General features: G+C 48.2%; 16 protein-coding genes and 1 pseudogene. 12 read left to right on the top strand and 5 right to left on the bottom strand.

Annotated features, from left to right (window positions below):
- The first annotated feature begins 5 nt into the window (after nucleotides 1-5).
- From nadC to AB1756_10770, 5 genes are read left to right on the top strand one after another with little or no spacing between them, the layout of a single operon-like run.
- Nucleotides 6-833: a carboxylating nicotinate-nucleotide diphosphorylase gene (gene nadC, locus AB1756_10790; GenBank protein ID MEW5807813.1), complete on the top strand. Its 828-nt coding sequence runs from the start codon at nucleotides 6-8 to the stop codon at nucleotides 831-833.
- Nucleotides 818-1,645, top strand: coding sequence for a biotin--[acetyl-CoA-carboxylase] ligase (locus AB1756_10785; GenBank protein MEW5807812.1), 828 nt, complete (start codon nucleotides 818-820; stop codon nucleotides 1,643-1,645). Before nadC ends, AB1756_10785 begins: the two co-directional genes overlap by 16 nt.
- Nucleotides 1,636-2,406 carry a type III pantothenate kinase gene (locus AB1756_10780; protein MEW5807811.1) on the top strand — a complete coding sequence of 257 codons (771 nt, stop codon included), beginning with the start codon at nucleotides 1,636-1,638 and terminating at the stop codon, nucleotides 2,404-2,406. Before AB1756_10785 ends, AB1756_10780 begins: the two co-directional genes overlap by 10 nt.
- Nucleotides 2,384-3,088 carry a hypothetical protein gene (locus AB1756_10775; GenBank protein ID MEW5807810.1) on the top strand — a complete coding sequence of 235 codons (705 nt, stop codon included), beginning with the start codon at nucleotides 2,384-2,386 and terminating at the stop codon, nucleotides 3,086-3,088. Before AB1756_10780 ends, AB1756_10775 begins: the two co-directional genes overlap by 23 nt.
- Before the next feature lie 30 nt (nucleotides 3,089-3,118).
- Nucleotides 3,119-5,590, top strand: coding sequence for a DNA internalization-related competence protein ComEC/Rec2 (locus tag AB1756_10770; protein ID MEW5807809.1), 2,472 nt, complete (start codon nucleotides 3,119-3,121; stop codon nucleotides 5,588-5,590).
- Here the strand turns inward: AB1756_10770 and AB1756_10765 are convergent.
- Both AB1756_10765 and AB1756_10760 read right to left on the bottom strand, forming a co-directional pair.
- Complete coding sequence (locus AB1756_10765; GenBank protein MEW5807808.1) at nucleotides 5,549-6,424, bottom strand: site-2 protease family protein; 876 nt, start codon at nucleotides 6,422-6,424, stop codon at nucleotides 5,549-5,551. The two genes, AB1756_10770 and AB1756_10765, sit on opposite strands and share 42 nt — an antisense overlap.
- Before the next feature lie 55 nt (nucleotides 6,425-6,479).
- On the bottom strand, nucleotides 6,480-6,752 hold the full coding sequence (locus AB1756_10760) for an HU family DNA-binding protein (protein ID MEW5807807.1): 273 nt from the start codon (nucleotides 6,750-6,752) through the stop codon (nucleotides 6,480-6,482).
- A gap of 158 nt (nucleotides 6,753-6,910) precedes the next feature.
- Here AB1756_10760 and der point away from each other — a divergent pair, with 158 nt between their 5' ends.
- The 4 genes and pseudogenes from der to AB1756_10740 all read left to right on the top strand — a co-directional run bounded on the left by der (nucleotide 6,911) and on the right by AB1756_10740 (nucleotide 13,113).
- Entirely contained in the window at nucleotides 6,911-8,302 is a 1,392-nt protein-coding gene (der, locus tag AB1756_10755; protein ID MEW5807806.1) for a ribosome biogenesis GTPase Der, read from the top strand.
- Between the two features lie 46 nt (nucleotides 8,303-8,348).
- Nucleotides 8,349-8,912, top strand: a pseudogene (locus tag AB1756_10750) (GTPase domain-containing protein).
- 955 nt (nucleotides 8,913-9,867) lie between these two features.
- Nucleotides 9,868-10,776: a HEAT repeat domain-containing protein gene (locus AB1756_10745; GenBank protein ID MEW5807805.1), complete on the top strand. Its 909-nt coding sequence runs from the start codon at nucleotides 9,868-9,870 to the stop codon at nucleotides 10,774-10,776.
- A gap of 24 nt (nucleotides 10,777-10,800) precedes the next feature.
- A complete protein-coding gene (locus AB1756_10740) occupies nucleotides 10,801-13,113 on the top strand; it encodes a fused MFS/spermidine synthase (GenBank protein ID MEW5807804.1) in 2,313 nt (770 codons plus the stop codon).
- A gap of 18 nt (nucleotides 13,114-13,131) precedes the next feature.
- Here AB1756_10740 and amrS read toward each other — a convergent pair whose 3' ends face one another.
- From amrS to amrB, 3 genes are read right to left on the bottom strand one after another with little or no spacing between them, the layout of a single operon-like run.
- Nucleotides 13,132-14,268, bottom strand: coding sequence for an AmmeMemoRadiSam system radical SAM enzyme (gene amrS, locus AB1756_10735; protein ID MEW5807803.1), 1,137 nt, complete (start codon nucleotides 14,266-14,268; stop codon nucleotides 13,132-13,134).
- On the bottom strand, nucleotides 14,265-15,266 hold the full coding sequence (locus tag AB1756_10730) for a DUF362 domain-containing protein (protein MEW5807802.1): 1,002 nt from the start codon (nucleotides 15,264-15,266) through the stop codon (nucleotides 14,265-14,267). Before AB1756_10730 ends, amrS begins: the two co-directional genes overlap by 4 nt.
- Nucleotides 15,263-16,840 carry an AmmeMemoRadiSam system protein B gene (amrB, locus tag AB1756_10725; protein MEW5807801.1) on the bottom strand — a complete coding sequence of 526 codons (1,578 nt, stop codon included), beginning with the start codon at nucleotides 16,838-16,840 and terminating at the stop codon, nucleotides 15,263-15,265. The genes AB1756_10730 and amrB overlap by 4 nt, the downstream gene beginning before the upstream one ends.
- Before the next feature lie 127 nt (nucleotides 16,841-16,967).
- On the opposite strand from amrB, the gene AB1756_10720 reads away from it, so the two are divergent.
- Genes AB1756_10720 through AB1756_10710 form a run of 3 tightly spaced genes read left to right on the top strand, consistent with a single transcriptional unit; the run spans nucleotide 16,968 to nucleotide 18,629 of the window.
- Nucleotides 16,968-17,234, top strand: a complete 267-nt coding sequence (locus AB1756_10720; GenBank protein MEW5807800.1) for a hypothetical protein — start codon at nucleotides 16,968-16,970, stop codon at nucleotides 17,232-17,234.
- 39 nt (nucleotides 17,235-17,273) lie between these two features.
- On the top strand, nucleotides 17,274-17,879 hold the full coding sequence (locus AB1756_10715) for a hypothetical protein (protein MEW5807799.1): 606 nt from the start codon (nucleotides 17,274-17,276) through the stop codon (nucleotides 17,877-17,879).
- Between the two features lie 57 nt (nucleotides 17,880-17,936).
- Nucleotides 17,937-18,629 (top strand): site-2 protease family protein, encoded by a 693-nt coding sequence (locus AB1756_10710; protein MEW5807798.1) that lies wholly within the window; start codon nucleotides 17,937-17,939, stop codon nucleotides 18,627-18,629.
- Nucleotides 18,630-18,631: the final 2 nt, after the last annotated feature.

Genomic DNA, 18,631 nt, shown 5'->3' with positions numbered 1-18,631 from the left:
ATGCCATTCTGAAGATGGCGCTCAGAGAGGATATCGGGAAGGGAGATATCACGACAAGGGCCATTATCGAAAAGGATGTCATAGCTCGCGGACATATCATCGCAAACGAAGAGATGATAGCAGCCGGGCTACAGGTGGCGCGAAGGGCGTTTCAGATCCTCGAGGAAGAGGTATCATTCAAGCCGTTCCATCTTGACGGCGATTCGGTTAGGAAAGGAGAGCTGCTGGCGACGGTGAAGGGGAGGATCTCCACTCTTCTGAAAGCGGAGAGGGTCATGCTCAATATTCTTCAGAGGCTCTGTGGCATCGCGACTTTGACCAGACAGTTTAACGATAGGATCGCGGGAACGGGATGCCGGATACTCGATACTAGAAAGACAACACCTGGGCTGCGCGAAATCGAGAAGTATGCCGTCCGCGTGGGGGGAGGAAGCAACCACCGCATGGGACTCTATGACAGGATCCTGATAAAGAACAACCATATCGACATTGTCGGCGGCATAAGACAGGCGTTCGAGAGGGCCCGCCGTTCCGGATACGCTGCGGATGAGATAGAGATCGAGGTACGGGATCTGAAAGAATTGAAGCAAGCTCTCCGGTGCGGAGCTATGAACATCCTCCTTGATAATATGGACACCGGAGCCCTCCGCAAAGCAGTTCGGAGAGCAGCGGGAAGAGCCTGTCTGGAAGCCTCGGGCAATATCACGCTTAGCAACGTGCGCAGGGTTGCGGCAACAGGCGTAGACTTCATCTCCATCGGCTGTCTCACGCATTCGGTGAGAAGCATGGACATCTCGTTCAGGATAGAGTGCATCCCATGTTCCGGGAATTAGACAAACCGCTCGATATTATTGAAATTCTTGAAGGAGTCCATCACCTTCCCATCGGAAGGCGCATTAAGTATTACGACAAGGTTGGCTCGACCAACGATATCGCCTATCATCTTGCTGAAGGTGGCGAGGAAGAAGGAACAATCGTCATTGCCGATGAGCAGACAGCAGGCAAGGGAAGACAGGACAGGAAATGGTCATCGGCACGCTTCAAGGGAATCTATCTATCCATCATCCTGAGACCGGAGGTTGAGGCGCTCTCTTCGCCGAGGTTTACCATGATGGCTTCGGTCGGCATCGTTAAAGCGATTGAGGATGTAGCTAGGCTGAAGGCCGAGATCAAATGGCCAAACGACATTATGCTCGGCACGAAAAAAGTAGGGGGAATTCTTGCGGAGATCAAACTAGTGGAGAACTTCGTCAAGTTTGCCGTCCTCGGGATCGGAATCAATGTCAATCACCTGGACACAGATTTCCCCACAGAGATCGCATCGCTGTCCACATCGCTTCTCATGGAGAGTACACTGGCTGTATCTCGAGAGCAGCTTGTCATTAAGCTTCTCTCGCATCTCAGCACATTTTATCCCATGGCTCTCCAGAAAGATTTCTCCCCTCTCATCGCGCAATGGAAGGAACTCTGCCCGTGCCATAACGGCTGCATGGTCACGGTGAAGAATGGCAGCCTAACGTACCGAGGAATCACGCGGGGTGTGACGAATATCGGAGAACTCATGATCGAGATGGAATCGGGGGAAAGAGTCACGCTTGCCCTCGGCGACCTATCTATCATTCCAGGAGATACAAAATGCTTTTAGTCATCGACGTTGGAAACACAAACACCGTTCTGGGTATATTCTCTGGGGAGGAACTGATATCGGACTGGCGACTGTCAACCGTAAAGGATAGAACCATCGATGAGTACGGCATCCTTACAAGAAATCTTATCTCTCTTGCAGGGATCGATGCGAGCCGCGTGGACGCCATCGCGATCTCGTCGGTTGTGCCGACGCTAAATGCAACCCTCGAAGAGATGTCAAAGATCTACTTCCAGATCGAACCTCTTTTTGTGGAACCTGGAGTGAAAACAGGCATGCCAATCCTGTATGAAAATCCCCACGATGTCGGAGCAGACCGAATAACGAATTCCGTCGCAGCCTTCACGCTTTATGGCGGGCCGGCAATCGTAATCGATTTTGGGACAGCCACAACCTTCGATGTCATCAATGAAAAAGGGGAGTATCTGGGGGGAGTTATTGCTGCTGGGCCTCAGATCGCGGCAGAAGCTCTCTTTGAAAGGACGGCAAGGCTTCCGAGAACCAGTATCAAGAAACCCCCTAAGGTGATCGGAAAAAATACTGTACACAGCATACAGTCCGGTATCTATCACGGGTACATCGTACTCGTTGAGGGAATCGTGAAAGAGATACGGGAGGAACTTGGAACGCAGGCCCGTGTCATCGCCACTGGAGGGCTCTCCGGCACTTTCTCCCGTGATATAAAATGTATTGACGATTTTAACCCTCATCTGACTCTTCTGGGGCTCAGGATCATCTATGAGAAAAACAGAAAATCATGAAGAAGAGGACTACTTTGGAAAAATCGAAAGGAGATTCAATCAGCTGAGAGGAACTCCCCTCCTCATATCGCCGAAGGATTGGGCTCTGATGTCGGAATGGAAGAAGAGAGGGATTCCATCCATCGTCGTGATAGAAGCTCTCGAGATTGGTTTTGAGAAGGCAGGCTCACGCAAAGCACGCAGGCGCCCAATTAGCACTCTCTCTTACTTCAAGCATATCATTGAAGATTGCTGGGAATCCTTTCGAGAGTCCCGGATAGGTAAAGGAGAAAAAAAGGGGGAGGAGATCGATCATGAGAGGACGCAGGAGTTTCTGATCTCTCTTCAACGTTCCCTTACCGGTCTCTCCGAGAGACTCGAGGGGATGGAAGAGCTCTCACGATCCTTGAAGAAAGTTGCAGAAGAGATAAGCCGAATCCTATCTTCCACCGCATGGAGGGAGAATGAGTTAGAATCCCTCGAGGAGAGGTTCTCATTATGGGATGATGAAGTCGGCGATGCACTTCTTAAATGTTGCAACACTGCAGAAATGGATCGCGCCGGAAGGGAAGCCGAGACTGAGTTCTCACGAATGTCTAAGTTCATGAGTCCGGATAGCTTCGAGGATATAAAGAGAAGATACGTCATTAGAAAGCTTAGAAAAAAATTTGGCATTCCAAGGATATCTCTTTTTTTTCATTAAGCCAGCCGGGGGGATCATTGAGAACGTTCATTGATCCATCGTATCATAAAATATCCTGCGCTCCTTTGCGTCTTCCCCTTCATAGCGGGAATTCTCTGCTGTGATATTTCTCATCCTCCCCCTATCGTCATCATTCCTCTGCTCTTTCTATCCATAACCGCCTCATCTCTATGCTTCGCATGGTCCCGACCCGGCTATTCGATCATCTTCATCCTTCTTTCCTTCCTCCTGCTTGGTTCATTCGCCTCCTCTCTTAGATATTACGCTCTTCCAGAGAATCATTTGAGGAACCTTATCCAGAGACAACCCGAACAATTTCAAAATGCCGACATGGAAATCTCAGGAAGAATCACTGCTGGCATCGAACCATCGCGGAAGGGAACGTTTCTCACCGTCGATCTGAAGAAGCTTGCCTTCCGGAACCGGGCAAGAGAGGCGCGGGGAAGAATCAGGCTCTTCATCCCGCATGATTCTGGCAAGGAACGAACGATCTTCAGAGCGGGCGACATAATCTCCGCCTATGCACGAATCAGAGTGCCAAGAAACTTTGGAAATCCTGGAGCTTTCGATTATAGATCATATCTTGACAGGCAGGGGATCAATCTTACCGGTTCTGTAAAAAATCATGCTCTCATAAAGATCGAAAAGAGTCATGGAATCCATCCCATTGGAAAGATCTCGGAATTCCGCCAGAGACTGATCTTGAGTCTCTGGGAGATGAACGCTCAAGATGCTGAGAATTTCGATGCGACGAGTATCATCCTGGCCATGACTCTTGGGAGCCGGGAAGGGATGCATATCTCGACGGAAAAGACCTTGAGAATGGGAGGCGTATATCACATCGTGGCCATCTCTGGGCTTCACATAGGGATAATTGCATTGGCTCTCTTCAAGCTCTTTACGATCCTGAGAATCCAGGATCGTGCAGCATGCCTTCTGACTTGTCTGACACTTCTTTCCTATTTGATTCTCTGCGGTGGAAGAAGTTCTGCACTGCGAGCCGTCATCATGTCTGTCACATACCTTATAGCAAGAAGTTTGTACAGAAAAATCAACATCATGAGCTGCATTTCCCTTGCCGCTTTCGGAATGCTCATCTTCAATCCAGGTCTCCTCTATGACCCTGGCTTTCAACTCACGTTTGCTGCGACGGCATCGCTGATAAAGTTCCATTCCCAGGTGGAGCGTTACACGAAATGGTCAGGATGCCTTTCCACTATCATTGCGGCAACGGCATCGGCTCAAATAGGCGTCATTCCAATCATTGCCTATCACTTCAATACCGTCACTCTCCTCTCCTTATTCACGAATATCGTGGCTGTTCCTCTTTCGGCTCTCATCGTGCCGCTCGGACTGGCCATGGAAGTCTCTTCGCTCTTCAGTGCCGCGCTTGCGCGTACCATACTCTTCATCTTAGATTTATTGATCAAGGCGATCCTTGCAACCTGTTCGCTTTACGTCAATCTTCCCTTCCTTTCTCACAGGATCCCTACCCCTTCCCCTTTTTTCATCATTTTGTACTATTCCTCTTCTCTCGGTATCCTTCTCTCAAGAAATTATAAACCTATGAAGATCATATTCCTCGTTCTTTTCTGCTTCGCGCTCAGTATCATCGTGAGTTATCCCTTCTCGCCCGAAATCCACCGTTTCTTCGAAGTCACCTTTATAGATGTGGGGCAGGGTGAAGCATCGCTGGTTGTCTCTCCTGATGGTGGCACAATTCTCATCGATGGAGGAGGAAGATCGGAAAACATTTTCGACGCCGGAGAAATGGTTGTATCACGATATCTCTTCATGAGAGGATTCAAGAAGGTCGACAGGATGATCGCCTCGCATCTGCACAGTGATCATGCAGGAGGGATCCCAGCACTAATAGAGAATTTTCATGTTTCCGAAGTAATGATATCCGAGCAGGAGACGGGAGAAACGCTCTTTCGAGTGATCGAGGATTCCTGCAGGAGACGCGGAACAAAGTTGACTCTACTAAGCGAGGACCAGAAGCTATCAATGGGAAGAGCCGTGATTCACATTATGAATCCCGTTTCCAGCAAATCCGGAGAAAGGACAGGGAACGAAAGATCGCTCGTCGTCAGGATCATCGATGGAAATGTCAGATTCCTTTTCATGGGAGATGCCCCTTCGGAGATGGAGAAGCTTCTCATCGACTCAGGAATTGAGCTCAATAGCGAAATATTGAAGATTGGGCACCATGGGAGCAGAGATTCCTCCTCCGAGAGATTCTTGAAAGAAGTAAACCCGCGTCTCTGCCTCATCTCGGTCGGTTCCTCCAACCAGTGGGGACATCCGTCAGGAGAAGTCCTTGCAAGGATAGAGAGAATGGGGTCTTCTCTCTTTCGCACGGACCGGGATGGAGCGGTGACTGTCCTCAGTGACGGTAAATCCTTCTCCGCATCTTCCTATATCAATCCGATGACTTTTGAACTCAACGATGCCTTGCGCTCAGGGCTGGATGGAAATGGGGTCAGGCATAAAAGAGAGTAATAATATGGCAAGGGAGATGATGGAAAACCATCGTCTTCCTGCTGTCAGGGGAACCTCCTCATCGAGGAGTCTAGGGTGCCGTGCTCGCATAACGATCAGGATAGCAAACCACAGAACCCAAACGGAGAACCCTCTCATGATCAGGGAGTACATGATGAGAGTGGCTATGGCAAAGATCGTAACGTACGAGATCACCCTGTGAAATCTTCTCGATATCGCATAACAGATATGCCCGCCATCAAGCTGGCCAACAGGAAAGAGGTTCATCGTTGTTGCCAGCAGGCCGACCCAGCCAGCGTAAAAGATTGAATTGACATTCAGAGCAACTTCTCCACCTCGCAAAAAGAAAAGGGTATCCAGAAGAGAGATTAAAATCGAATCACCGAATAGAACCGTTCCCTCCTGAATGGGAATATCGGAGACGGTTGCCTGCGAGAGCCCGATGATTAAAGCTGGAATGGAAGCAAGAAAACCGGCCAGCGGTCCGGCCATGCCTATGTCGAACAGCGCGTTCCTGTGCGGGATGATTCCTCTTATCTTGATAACGGCACCAAAGGTCCCAAAAATGGTGGGGCCCGGAAGGAAGAAGGGGAAAGTCGCTGCAACACCGTATCTGCTGCATGCCCAGTAGTGTCCCATCTCATGGAGGCCAAGGATCAGGATCAGCCAGAACGAAAAGGGAAGCCCCGATTTCAGAGCCCAGGGGTTCATGATCAAAAAGATGAATGAAGTGAATGAATAGCCGTATTCCTCGAACATGGCACCAGCCATGGTCGTAGAATAGACCGTGATGAGCAGAAGCAGGCAATTGATGAAACACAGTCTGAAAATCATTCTAAAAAAATGCCGCTCTTCGCGAGCGGCAGATTCAACTCCAGAAAGCTTCCCATCAAACGGTTAGGTTTCTCAGATTTTTCCCTGCCTTGAATTTTATCGTCTTTCCGGGAGGGATTCTCACTTCGCTTCCCGTTCTGGGATTCCTACCGATCCCTCTCTTTCTCGCCTTCACCTGAAAAACTCCGAAGCCTCTCAACTCGATCCGTTCCCCCTTTTTCATCGATTCCTTGATGGCTGCAAAAATGGCTTCAACGGCCATAATCGCTTTCACTTTTGATACACCGGTTTCGGCAGCAACTCTGTTGATTATGTCAGCTTTAATCATCATCTCCTCCAGATAGGGGAAAATCATCGTAATTATATGAAAAGAAAATAAGTTCTGTCAAGCCATTTCAACAGGCGAATTCATGCCACAAGAAACCATCAAGACAGAAACTGTTCCTCTTCATAGCAGATCCCATCGATAGGATTTTCATATGAGCTATGTTATATTTTGACGTAATGAGCAGAAATGATCTTCAAGCAAAGAGGAGAGGAGTTCTCATTGTGGGAGCTCCAAATGTGGGTAAATCGACTCTCTTCAATCGTCTAATCGGCAAGCGCAAATCGATCGTTTACAGCGAGCCTGGTGTGACCAGGGATATGGTCACTGGAGAGTTCATCGATGGAAATGTACGGTTTACTGTGACAGACACAGGAGGGCTCATTCCAAGCAGCAGTGAAAAGATATCTAAAGCGGTTCAGAGACAGGTCGCAAGGGCTGTTCAGGATTTCGTGCTGACTCTCCTTGTCGTTGATGCTCAGAGAGGAGTGACTCCTCTAGATGAAAATATTGCCCTCTTCCTAATCAAAAGCGGAACCAGGATCATCCTATGCGTCAATAAAATGGATGCCCCTGGTAGAGAAGAAATTCTCTTTCCATTCTATGCCCTTGGCGTAGGAGATCCGATCCCGATCTCAGCGGAACATTCCCTCGGGCTCGACCTTCTCATCGAAAGGATAGAGAGAGGATTGGAAGATTCTGCTCCTTTAATAGAGAAGGCTGTCCGCAGCGAGACGGATGGAATGAGGGTTGTAATCTCCGGGAGACAGAATGTGGGGAAATCATCCCTCCTTAATGCTCTTCTGAACGATAATAGGATGATCGTCTCCGAGGCCCCAGGAACTACTGTCGATTCCGTTGACAGCCTCCTTGAATTGAAAGGAAAGAGATACATCATAGTGGATACTGCCGGGATCAGAAAGAAGAAGAGGGTGCGAGGTCCTGTCGAGAAGATTGCGGTCATCAAGGCAAGACAGAACATCAAAATGGGTGACGTCGTCATCCTTGTCCTCGATTCCATGGAGGGAATGACGGCACAGGATGTATCCATCGCCGGATATGCCATCGATAGCCTAAAACCACTCCTAATCCTGTTTAACAAGTGGGACCTGATGGAAAACAGAGAAGAAGCGGCCAGGCGTCTCAAAGATCAAGTGGATCGTAAGCTGAGATTCATGAAAGGAATCCCCGTTCTCTTCGTTTCCGCTCTCAGCGGAGCCGGAATCAGGAAGATCCTTCCCGCAGTGGATCTCTTATACTGCAAATACACAATGAGGATCCGAACATCCGAATTGAACAAGCTCGTATTGAAAACCGCAAGAGCGCATGCTCTTTTTTCCTCATCATCTTTCGCTACAAAGATCTTCTATATGGTCCAGGCAGGAGTCGGTCCCCAACGTTTCATTGTCTTCGCCAATAATGCGAAGAACATCTCTGCATCCCAGAGAAGATTTCTTGAAAATCTTATCAGAGATAAATTCGACCTCTCTCCTGTCCCAGTCAGAATGGAGTTCCGGGAGGGGAAAAAGGTAAAACTTGAAACGCAAAAATAAATAAGTTATATTTTGTTGAGATTTCTCACGGAGTGAGAGGGTAATAATGGTTCTCATCAACTATGCCGCCAAGGAATTGATAGCCAAGATTGTCTATTATGGACCCGGTCTCTGTGGAAAAACCACGAACCTGCAATACATCTATAGCTCTCTTGCTGAACATGTAAAGGGGAAGATGCTCTCTCTCGCCACGCAAACCGATCGTACCCTCTTCTTCGATTTCCTCCCTCTCGATCTCGGAGAGATCGCCAGCATGAGGACGAGGATCCAGCTATACACTGTTCCCGGTCAGGTCTTTTACAACGAAACCAGGAAACTTGTTCTGAAGGGTTCCGATGGACTTGTCTTCGTGGCAGATTCCCAGAAGCACTTATTCAATGCCAACATCGAAAGTCTCAAAAATCTCGACGAGAACCTGAAGGGCAACGGTCTGAACATCAAGGATATGCCGCTTGTCCTTCAGTACAATAAGAGAGACCTTCCCTCCCTCTCATCCATAGAGGATCTCAATCTTGCTCTGAACAAATACAATTCTCCATTCTTCGAGTCCGTCGCAACCATGGGAATAGGTGTACAGGATACTCTGAGAGCCATCACAAAGCTTGTCCTCATCTCTCTCTCCAAGAAATATGATATAAAGAAGTATGAGGAGATGAGAAAGATACCCGAAGAAAAGAAAGCTGAAACAGGGCAACATTCCCACGAAGCTCCTGTTGAGATTCGAAAGAGCATGGAGGAAGTCATCTCCTGTCCTGCTGAGAAGATGGATTCTCAAGAGATTCATGCCGCACCATCAGCCGCGCCTACTCCTGATCCAGTAATCCAAAGGATGGCAGGCCAAGCCTCCACCCGCGTGCCAGAAGTCCGCGTCCCGCCGGAGGAAGATCTTGCCAGAGGGGACGAAGCCGAGATCGAAATTCTCGATGACCTTGAAGAGATCGAGATCGAAGAAACACCTGAGGTGGAGCAGATAGAGTTTGAAAATGCTTCACCCGCTGTGCCTGAAACTCCTATGGCAGCACCTGCTGCAGTAGAACCTTTCGAGATCCCTATGCCAGAATCAGTTCCTTCTTCTCCCCCCGCTACCGCGGAAAAAGATGATCTCAGATTCATCGCAACTGAGGAAAAGGATATCAAGCTTCCACTCATCATTGAAATGGGTAAAGAGAAAAGGGAATTTCATCTTGTCATCAGCTTCAAGTTCGAGGAAAAGAAAGATTAATCTCGTGAAATTCAACGGATATTGCAGAGCGACTCTATGACGATTGCGGTCATGACGACTATTGGGTGGATCTTCATGATAACCAGCTGGGTCATCATCTTTGGAATCACATTTTATTGCTTCTTTAAGATATTGAAGCCCAACCGCCTCGGCAGGCCCGAGGAATAATTCTTCTATCTTTCCGCATCCCACTTTTTAAAGCGCTTCCTTACACTCTGCTGTATACTATAAAAATGGACGATGTAGTGGATCGCTATTCATCTTTTAGGCAGCGGACGATTGACTTAGCCATCAGGTTAATGAGTGATTGGCGCTAAGAGCGAGTATCAGCTTGACAAAAATCATGAACAAGAAGGAGCATAGATACCGTTTTTTCTTCCTCCTGCTACTATTCAGCCTTCCGGCCTTTAGCGTTTCTTCTCTTCAGGCTGTGGAGAAGCAGAGCCTATACGAGAAAGTTGCCGTGGCGGAACTAATCGTCCTTTCTACTATCGTAGTCGATGATGCAAAATATGTCCTTGCCACTATCGACGAGATTCTAAAGGGAACGTATCAAGAAGAATCTATCCAGGTATCATTCAGGAAGGAAAATTTCGAAAGTAAACCAGGAGAAGATAAGATCACTTTCCGCACCGGCGAGAGGGCAGTCCTCTTTCTTGAGCCGGCAAAGAGATCATCGGGCAAGGTGAAGAAGAAAATATTTACCCTCATCGGACGGGCGGAAGGGAAACTATCAGTTTCAGAAGAATCTATCACCCTCTTGCTCGACGCCATCAAGCGCTTTGTACGGATCCAAGCACTGAAGAACCAGCTTCAAATCTGGGATGAACACAAGAAGCTACTGGAGGAAAAAAACCATTTCATGGTTGAGGCCGGGTTACAAGAGATCGTCAAGTTCAGAACGGCCGATCCAAACATAATCCCTCAGATCCTGGAATTCTCTCGGGGGAACACCCCTCGATTCCGGCTCTATTCCATGCTGATCCTCAGGCAGCTCTTCGAAGGGGAAGCAAATGGCAAAACAAGGATCGAGGGCAGGGAAGAGATCGTTCGCACGTTGAGAGAGAAAGCACGCAGGGATGAAGATCCTTCTGTGAGGATTGAGGCCATAAGAGCAATCAAAACTGTAGGGACTGAAGATGACATAGACCTCCTGGAGACCATCTCTAGGACCGATAAATCACAGGATGTAAGATACGAAGCTCAGAAGGTCCTCTATGAGATGAAATCTGAAGGCAAGCTTAATAAGTGAAGGCGAGTGTGGAAGGCATAAGACATGGCAGACCGTAAGAAAGTTGCCCTGCGCGTAATATCTTTCTCTATTGGATTCTTCGCCATCATATTGCAGGTCTCATTTCTGAGAGAAATCCTCGTCGTTTTCTATGGAAATGAACTCTGCATTGGACTCATCTTCGCCATCTGGCTGACAGGGATTTTTTTGGGCGCCTTTATCGCCTCATACGGAAGTGGAAGCCCCAACAACCTCACCTTTCTGGCAGCAATCATTCTCGCTGCATTTTTCCTTCTTGCTCCTCTGCAGGTCTCATTCATCAGGCTCTCGAGAGTTTTCTCAGGAACACCGCCGGGAGAATATGTCTCGTTCTTCAAAATCGTACTTACCAGTTTCCTCCTCGTATCGCCGACCAGCCTCATGGTCGGCGCCCTTTTTCCAGTCGTGGCAAGACTATTCTCACCGAAGATCGATAGAACAGCCACTGTCGTCACGACTCTTTATATATGGGAAGCGGCAGGCAGCCTGATTGGCGGACTCCTGTTTACCTTTGTCTTCATTCCCAATCTGGATGTTTTCAGAATCCTATCCTTCGCCTCTTTTCTTCCTGCACTCTCCATTGGTATGCTCTCTCTGCTGGAGATATCCAACTTCTTTAAAAAGGCCCTGAAGATGGTTTCCGTTCTGCTCCTGGGAGCCCTCGTTTTTCTCTCATTCTTCGAATTCCCGGAAGAAGCCCAGCAAAGAACCGCGCGAATGCGATGGCTCAGCTTCGCGGGTCCTGTGGAATTGATCGCTGAAAGCGATTCGAAATATCAGAACATGGCCATCTCTAAGCAGGATGGCCTCTATTCAATCTATTTCAACGGACAGTACGGAAATTCTTTCCCGGACCCCTATCAGAGCGCGATTAAAGCCCATCTCGTCATGTCCCAGCATCCGGCTCCAGAGACGATCCTCATCATCGGCGGGGGATACACTGGTATCATCAGAGAGATCCTGAGATACCCGGTAAAAAGAATCGATTATGTGGAGATTGACCCTATCCTGATATCCTTTGTCCAGAAATTTCTGCCTGATGAAATCGCCGATGCGCTTCTCGATCCCCGCGTTTATACGCACAATACTGATGGAAGGCATTTCGTAAAATTTACCGATGGCCGCTATGATATCATCCTCGTCGGAACACCTGACCCCTCAACGGCCTATGCGAATCGATACTACACAAACGACTTCTTCAGAGAAGTCAAGAGGAAGCTTAACCCATCTGGCTTATTCGTGACATCCATCTCATCCTCCCTAAACTATTTCGGGGAAGAGATGTTGGGATACGTCTCTTCTGTCTATCACTCTATAGGGCAGACCTTCAAGCATGTGGTCATATCACCGACGGAAGAGGCCTACTTTTTCGCATCGGACTTTGAAGAAACTCCTTCTTCAGAACCCAGGATACTCGCCACTCGTTTCATGGATCGCAAGATTGAATCAAGCATCTTCACGGGGGATTTCTTCAGACTGTTCTTTCCTCATGACAGGGTGGAATTCGTCAGGAATACCCTGGAAAGAAATCCCATCAAGGAATTCAACACCGATTTCCGGCCCATTACGTACTTTTACAGCCTCAAATTATGGGTTAGATATTCCGGAAGCCCCCTCCAGAGTTTTCTCCTGATCATAGAAAAATTTGGAAAGATCATCTGGACCGTTCTGATTCTGCTGCTTCTGCTTCTTTTCTCATTTCTCACGCTCATGCTCAAGAGATTGAGGAAAAACCCATCGAGACCGTTCCTCATCCTATGCATTGCATCCACTGGCTTTGCTGGAATGGCCTGGAGCCTTGTCCTCATCTTCTCCTTTCAGAACATCCTCGGATACCTTTATGGGAAGATCGGTCTGCTTGTTGCCCTGTTCATGCTCGGACTGGCTTCAGGAGGAATTTTTATGAAACTTCTTTTCAGGAGTTTCTCGGAGAGGATTCTCATGCTCCTTTCAGATTTTGCCGCATTGCTCTTTTCCTTCCTGCTCATACCCTTCCTCGTTCTTCTTTATTCCGTCGAGATGGAGACCTCTCTGACTACTGAGATCTTTTTTGCCTTCCTCATGTTCCTTTCCGGCTTCCTGACCGGTTTTGAATTTCCCGTTGCGGTGCGGCTGTATCTCAAGGCAAGCGAGGATGTCAGAAGATCGGCAGGGATCGTGGATGCTGCAGATCATCTTGGTGCGACTTTTGGCGCTTTTCTAATCGGTGTTCTTCTCATACCGCTTGGTGGGCTCTGGATAACGATGATAGCCATCGCGACATTGAAGGTCGTCTCGTTCATAGTAATGCTGATGGCACTCCTGCCGGGGAATGAATAGATATTTTGCTGAAGCGGACTAAGACCAGACACCCGGGATGGTGCGAGCGCATTTGCCGCACTTCCCGTTAGCGATATCCATATTCATGATGAGGTAGCCATACCTCTTGATGATGGTATTCTTGCATGAGGGACAGATAGTGTTTTCCGATTCATGCCCTGGAACATTTCCCATATAGACAAAATTCAGCCCCTCTGATCGAGCAGTATCTCTGGCTCTTTCCAGGACAGGTAGTGGAGTACGTGGCAGATTCTTTATCTTATATGTCGGGTGGAACCTTGTGAAGTGAACGGGGACATCAGGTCCAAGATTCTCCCGGATCCATCGGCTCATCTTCCTAAGTTCAATTTCGGAATCGTTCAGCGTAGGGATTATGAGGACTACGATCTCAAACCATATTCCCGTCTTCTTGATGGCGAGCAGGGTCTTCAGGACAGGTTCCAGTTTTCCGTTGCATACTTCCCGGTAGAACTTCTCCGTAAAAGCCTTCAGGTCGATCTTGATCGCACCGAGATGCTGGCAGAGTTCGATGATGGCCTTCTCCTGAATGTAGCCATTGGAGACAACAACGCTTCTGATCCCGGTCTCCGGACCGAGTCTGGCCGTATCCAGGACATATTCGTAAAAGACAACCGGCTCTGAATAGGTATACGCGATGGATCTTGCCCCGCTTTTCTTAGCCATCGCGTGGACGGTTTCCGGTGGCATATAGATACTCTCGAGCTGCTCCGGCCGGAATTGGGAGATGTCCCAGTTCTGACAGAACCTGCACTCGACGTTACATCCTGCTGTTGCGATGGAAAAAGCCGTACTCCCGGGAAGGAAATGGAAGAATGGTTTCTTCTCGATCGGATCGACGTGATACGTGCATGGCCGGGAATGGACTAGTGTGTAATAGATGCCTCCGCGATTCTCTCTCACACCGCAGTACCCGCGCTCGAGGTCGGCGACACTGCACTCGCGAGGGCAGAGCTTACAGAGGATTTTCATCTCCTCTTTCTTCTCATAGTACATCGCCTCTTTTGTGTATTTCTTTTCGTCTTTTTCCCTGGCCATAAGAACAGAACAGCTGCCGGCAAGAAATAGCCCTGAAGCTATGCACGAGGCGCATGCTCCCTTCATGGAATCTATCAGAAATTCACGACGCGTTCTCATAGATGAACGACCTCGATCTCTTCCAGTTTGCTCCTCCCCAGCTTTCTTTGCTCGGCAGAACGAATGTAGACCGGATCCCTCATGGAGCCTTTCAGCGGATTCAGTCCTTCTTCCTTGCGCTTGTCCTCAATCAGTCTGTAAGCAACGGCATCGACAGAGACAAAATCGGTTCCGACAAGGAGACCGTTATATTTCCAACACCATCTCTGCTTATAGGAAGGACCTCCTTGGTACTGAACACTTATGGCATCGCAAATCGTCAATCTGAGTTTATTCCTTATGTGAGGAATCGTCATGATATCGGCGATGTATGGGTCGCAGGCATTATCATGATATTTGTTCGGATTATGGATGGCTCCATAGAAGTTCTTCATCGTCCCGGAAAGACCGGCAAGATCATGATCCTTCATGACAGGAACGCTGATGATCGCGGTGCACAGCCTTGAGAGAATTGGAGAAAGCAGGCTCCCCGTCGAGGCGGAGTTCACGATCCCAAGTGAGTAGTCATATTCTCCATTCGTTCCGAAGCATCTGTATCCGGAACCTGTTTCTTCGACGATGGAATAACCAGCCTTGATTAAATCGTCATTGGTCCTGTCCCAGACAATGATCCGTTCTTCGCGGATCCCGATGCCCTTCAGCCCCTCCACTATGGCGAGAATGAGTTCCGGGTTGGAGGAAAGTCCTTTCCCAGCAAGGCAGTTTACCTTGATGCCGACTGTGTCATCGCTGGAAAAGAGTTGCTTCCAGGCATCTATTTCATCTGTTTTATCGGTCAGCTTCCTCATACTACGGGAGAGCATGAGTTGGATCTTCTCTCGACTCAAAGAGCCATCGACTCCCTTGATGGAATCATCCCTTGCCAGGCAGACTCTGCTGTGCGATCCATTCGCTCTTTCCTGAGCTATGAAGGATGGGACATCGAAGAAGAAAGCGGATCCCGCAGCGGACAGCTGCATTAGGAAATCTCTTCTCGATTTCCTAATGGCTCCCATCATTCCTCCCCGAAGACTTCTGCGCTGAAGACCCATAGAGTCGGGCGAGCCGTTCTCCAGGTATTTTCTGGAAGCCCTGATTTCCTGCAAATCCCGTTAAGGAATTCTTCCCTGTTCCATCCCTCTTCTGTTGCAACCTGCGGAAGTAGAACACCGTGCCTGTTCCCGAATTCCAGATAGAGTCCATGTTGGCCCACAACAATTTCTTCCAGAGAATCGATCTTCCTCAGAGGGGACATGATTGATATCTCGATTTTGACTTCATTGATCTCCGAGGCGCTCATGGGAGGAAAGCGGTGATCCTTCGTCGAGGCGCTGAGTGCGTTGTCGATAACAGCCTGATAGAGAGGCTTTATCCCCTGGATGTATCCGATGCATCCTCTCAGATCGCCATGCTTCTTGATCGTAACGAAGACGCCTCTCTTCTGCATCATCTTTTCGGAGGATTTTATCCGCTCGATGAGGCCATCCGGCATCTCCCAGCCTTTCAGATGAGAAGTGATGGTCTCTCTTGCTAGCTTTAATAGCAGAGATCGCTCATCGGGATTGAATTCTGCCTCCACCTTCTTGGAAATGCGGCTCCCGGCAGAAACGGAGGAACGATTTTCTGAAGAGATGCCTTTCGCCGGAGAGTTTGGCGCGATAAAGGCAATAGCCGCGTAGCTTACTGAATTATTATGATCTCCTAGGATATCACCGGATGTGTAATATTTGAGCAGGATACCCTTTGCATTTTTATCAAGAAGGGTGAGCAGGAGGGATATCGGTTTCTTCCCGCATATCGTATCGCCGGTTCTTCTCAAGTATTCTTGGAATCCTTTGAAATCCAGGTTCGTCATCCTTAGAATGGCGCCAGAATCCAGAGTCTTCAAGTTTTCCTTCACATTCTCCCTGAATGGGAGATAACCATAGTTCTTTCCATAGTGAGTCAAGTCCGAACTCGCGACGACGAGCGTTCTCTTGTCGATGAATTCTTTCAGAGCTGCGGCAACCAGGCGATAATCTTCCTCACTCTCAAGATCGCCCACGAGAATTGGAATGATTGAGAAGTCCTTCAGGGAAGTTTGGAGGAAGGGAAGCTGGATCTCAATGGAATGCTCCTGTTCTTCAGCGATCATGTTCATGGAGAAAATCTTCTTCTCGAGGAGCTTATCGCAAACTCTTCTGTCAACATTCACCCGGCCAAGGGGAGTCTCATAAGAGTCAAAAGCGGAAACGGCCGCACTTTGAATGGGATAATGGTGGGAGAATCCGAGAAGAAAAACGCGGTCGTAATCTTTTCCAGCGATGGCCTTATAAGCATGGGCGGCGCACTTTCCAGAATATCTGTATCCCGCATGTGGAGAGATGAGCGAAAGAACCTGTCCTTCAAGCTCCGGGAGCTTCGCAGATTCATAATAACCCTGTATCATTTTTCCAAGCTCTTCACTGGAATCTGGATACCAGCTCCCCTGATAGGCCGCCTTACGAACCTTTGGAATCGCTTTCTCCTGCGCGATACCGGGGAAGAGAATCAGGAATGATAGGAAAAATGTAATTGAAAGGATGCAGAGGATCGAATAATCTCTTTTATCCATGATGCACCTCTTTCTTAATTTAACATAGAACGATAGGCGTATCAAACGAAAGGGTAAGGGCTAATTATTGATGAACTCAATGTCAATCAGGTGCAGTTCTGTTAAAATAGCAATAAACGGAGGAACCATGGGGACGTTCATCGGTGGTTCAGCATACGCCATGTCACGGGACATTGCGGAGGGATACATCCTTCTCTCGCCGAACTATCTGAAGAAATTTACATCTTATGAAATGATGGCACTCCAGAGCGAACTCGAAAAACTCCAGCGAGAAACACGGGCAGAACAGCCTCCTCTTGACGACATCGACGCCATTAAGAAAAGGAATCGCAGGATCCAGAGAGTCAGTGCCGCTCTTATGACCATCAAGAACGTCCTTCAGAGCAGGAGATGAGACGTTTCAATCGTAGAAGAACATCTCCTGTGCATAATCATGGATCGCAGAAACCGTAAGTGCCAAAGAATCATTGTTGAGCTGATATCCCTCATTATCGCTCCCGGCTCAGTGTTGCTTTTCTCCGTATTGGAAGACCTTGCAGCGAAAGTCGAAGAACCCATTCCAGCTTCCATCAGGATTCTAGTTCAATATGGAGAAGAGAAGAACAGAGAATCCTACAGGACTGATATTTCAAACCTTCTTGAAAACTATCTGTTAAAAGCGGAATGCTTCCTCAGAGTGGTGACAGAGAGCCGGGAGCATGCCGATCTCGTTCTTGAAGCAACGATCCTGGAGCTAAAAGTATTACGGGACTATGGTGCCTCTCTTGGAGAAATCGTATCAGAGCAAGGCGATCCCGATGCCAGAACGAGGCTAGTCATTACATACACATTACGTTTGGACGTTCTCATCAGAAGATCGGACAACAAGGACAAGCAATTCCACACTCAAATTGCCATTGCCGAATCCAATAAGAAGATGTACCCCGGCGAAGATACAGAGAAATATGCCTGGGAGGCCATTCTGACGCAACTGGAACACGAGATGCACAAACGGATATGCAAGCAGAAGGGGAAGATTATCAAGGCTCTCCTTCATTGACTATGCGGTCTGTGTGTGTTAGCATAGGCAAAATTTTCAAGGACGGATGGTGATGGGGTGGACATCAATCTCATTCAAATCAAGACAGCTGCTGTTCAATATGTCATACTTCTACTCTCCCTCACCGTCCACGAAAGCGCTCATGCATGGACTGCAGATCGCTTCGGAGATCCTACTGCAAAGAGCCTAGGAAGAATCTCCTTAAATCCACTGGCTCACATCGATCCCATTGGTACCGTCATTTTCCCCATTTTGCAGTTTCTTTACAATATTCCTCTCATCGGCTGGGCGAAGCCCGTTCCAGTGAATCCTCTCAATCTGAATAATCCGAGAAAGGATGATCTCTGGATATCGTTTGCGGGGCCTTTGAGCAACTTCACGCTGGGATTCATCTTTCTTCTTGTCGCCTTTCTTTCGATTCACTCGGGAATTGTAACTCTTCAAGAGGAACCGAACTTAGCACAGATGATGATTTCAGAATTCATTAAATATGGAATTTTGATCAACTTCATGCTTGGTGTCTTCAATCTTATCCCCGTTCCTCCCCTCGATGGTGGGGGCGTACTCATGGGCATCCTGCCCGAGAATGCTGCGAGAAGTTTTGAAAAGATCGTTCCCTATGGATTCATCATTCTCCTGGTGATTTTCTTTCTAGGTCTCTTGAAATATCTTTTCCTTCCAGTCTGGATTCTATTAGATCTTCTCATCAGAATATCAGGCATAGAAACAATTTTCATAATGGCAGGATGAAC

Source organism: Acidobacteriota bacterium (assembly GCA_040752675.1).
In the GTDB taxonomy this organism is placed as follows: Bacteria; Acidobacteriota; Polarisedimenticolia; order JBFMGF01; family JBFMGF01; genus JBFMGF01.
Note: the sequence above shows the minus strand (reverse complement) of the source record. Positions and strands in the feature narration are given on the sequence as shown.

Bases quoted from the DNA above. Each gene is read 5' to 3' on its own strand.
- AB1756_10760 (MEW5807807.1), bottom strand. From the start codon at position 6,752: ATGATTAAAGCTGACATAATCAACAGAGTTGCTGCCGAAACCGGTGTA.
- AB1756_10740 (MEW5807804.1), top strand. From the start codon at position 10,801: ATGGCAGACCGTAAGAAAGTTGCCCTGCGCGTAATATCTTTCTCTATT.
- AB1756_10775 (MEW5807810.1), top strand. From the start codon at position 2,384: ATGAGAAAAACAGAAAATCATGAAGAAGAGGACTACTTTGGAAAAATC.
- amrB (MEW5807801.1), bottom strand. From the start codon at position 16,840: ATGGATAAAAGAGATTATTCGATCCTCTGCATCCTTTCAATTACATTT.
- AB1756_10765 (MEW5807808.1), bottom strand. From the start codon at position 6,424: ATGATTTTCAGACTGTGTTTCATCAATTGCCTGCTTCTGCTCATCACG.
- AB1756_10715 (MEW5807799.1), top strand. From the start codon at position 17,274: ATGGATCGCAGAAACCGTAAGTGCCAAAGAATCATTGTTGAGCTGATA.
- amrS (MEW5807803.1), bottom strand. From the start codon at position 14,268: ATGAGAACGCGTCGTGAATTTCTGATAGATTCCATGAAGGGAGCATGC.
- AB1756_10785 (MEW5807812.1), top strand. From the start codon at position 818: ATGTTCCGGGAATTAGACAAACCGCTCGATATTATTGAAATTCTTGAA.
- AB1756_10780 (MEW5807811.1), top strand. From the start codon at position 1,636: ATGCTTTTAGTCATCGACGTTGGAAACACAAACACCGTTCTGGGTATA.
- der (MEW5807806.1), top strand. From the start codon at position 6,911: ATGTTATATTTTGACGTAATGAGCAGAAATGATCTTCAAGCAAAGAGG.
- AB1756_10745 (MEW5807805.1), top strand. From the start codon at position 9,868: ATGAACAAGAAGGAGCATAGATACCGTTTTTTCTTCCTCCTGCTACTA.
- AB1756_10730 (MEW5807802.1), bottom strand. From the start codon at position 15,266: ATGATGGGAGCCATTAGGAAATCGAGAAGAGATTTCCTAATGCAGCTG.
- AB1756_10720 (MEW5807800.1), top strand. From the start codon at position 16,968: ATGGGGACGTTCATCGGTGGTTCAGCATACGCCATGTCACGGGACATT.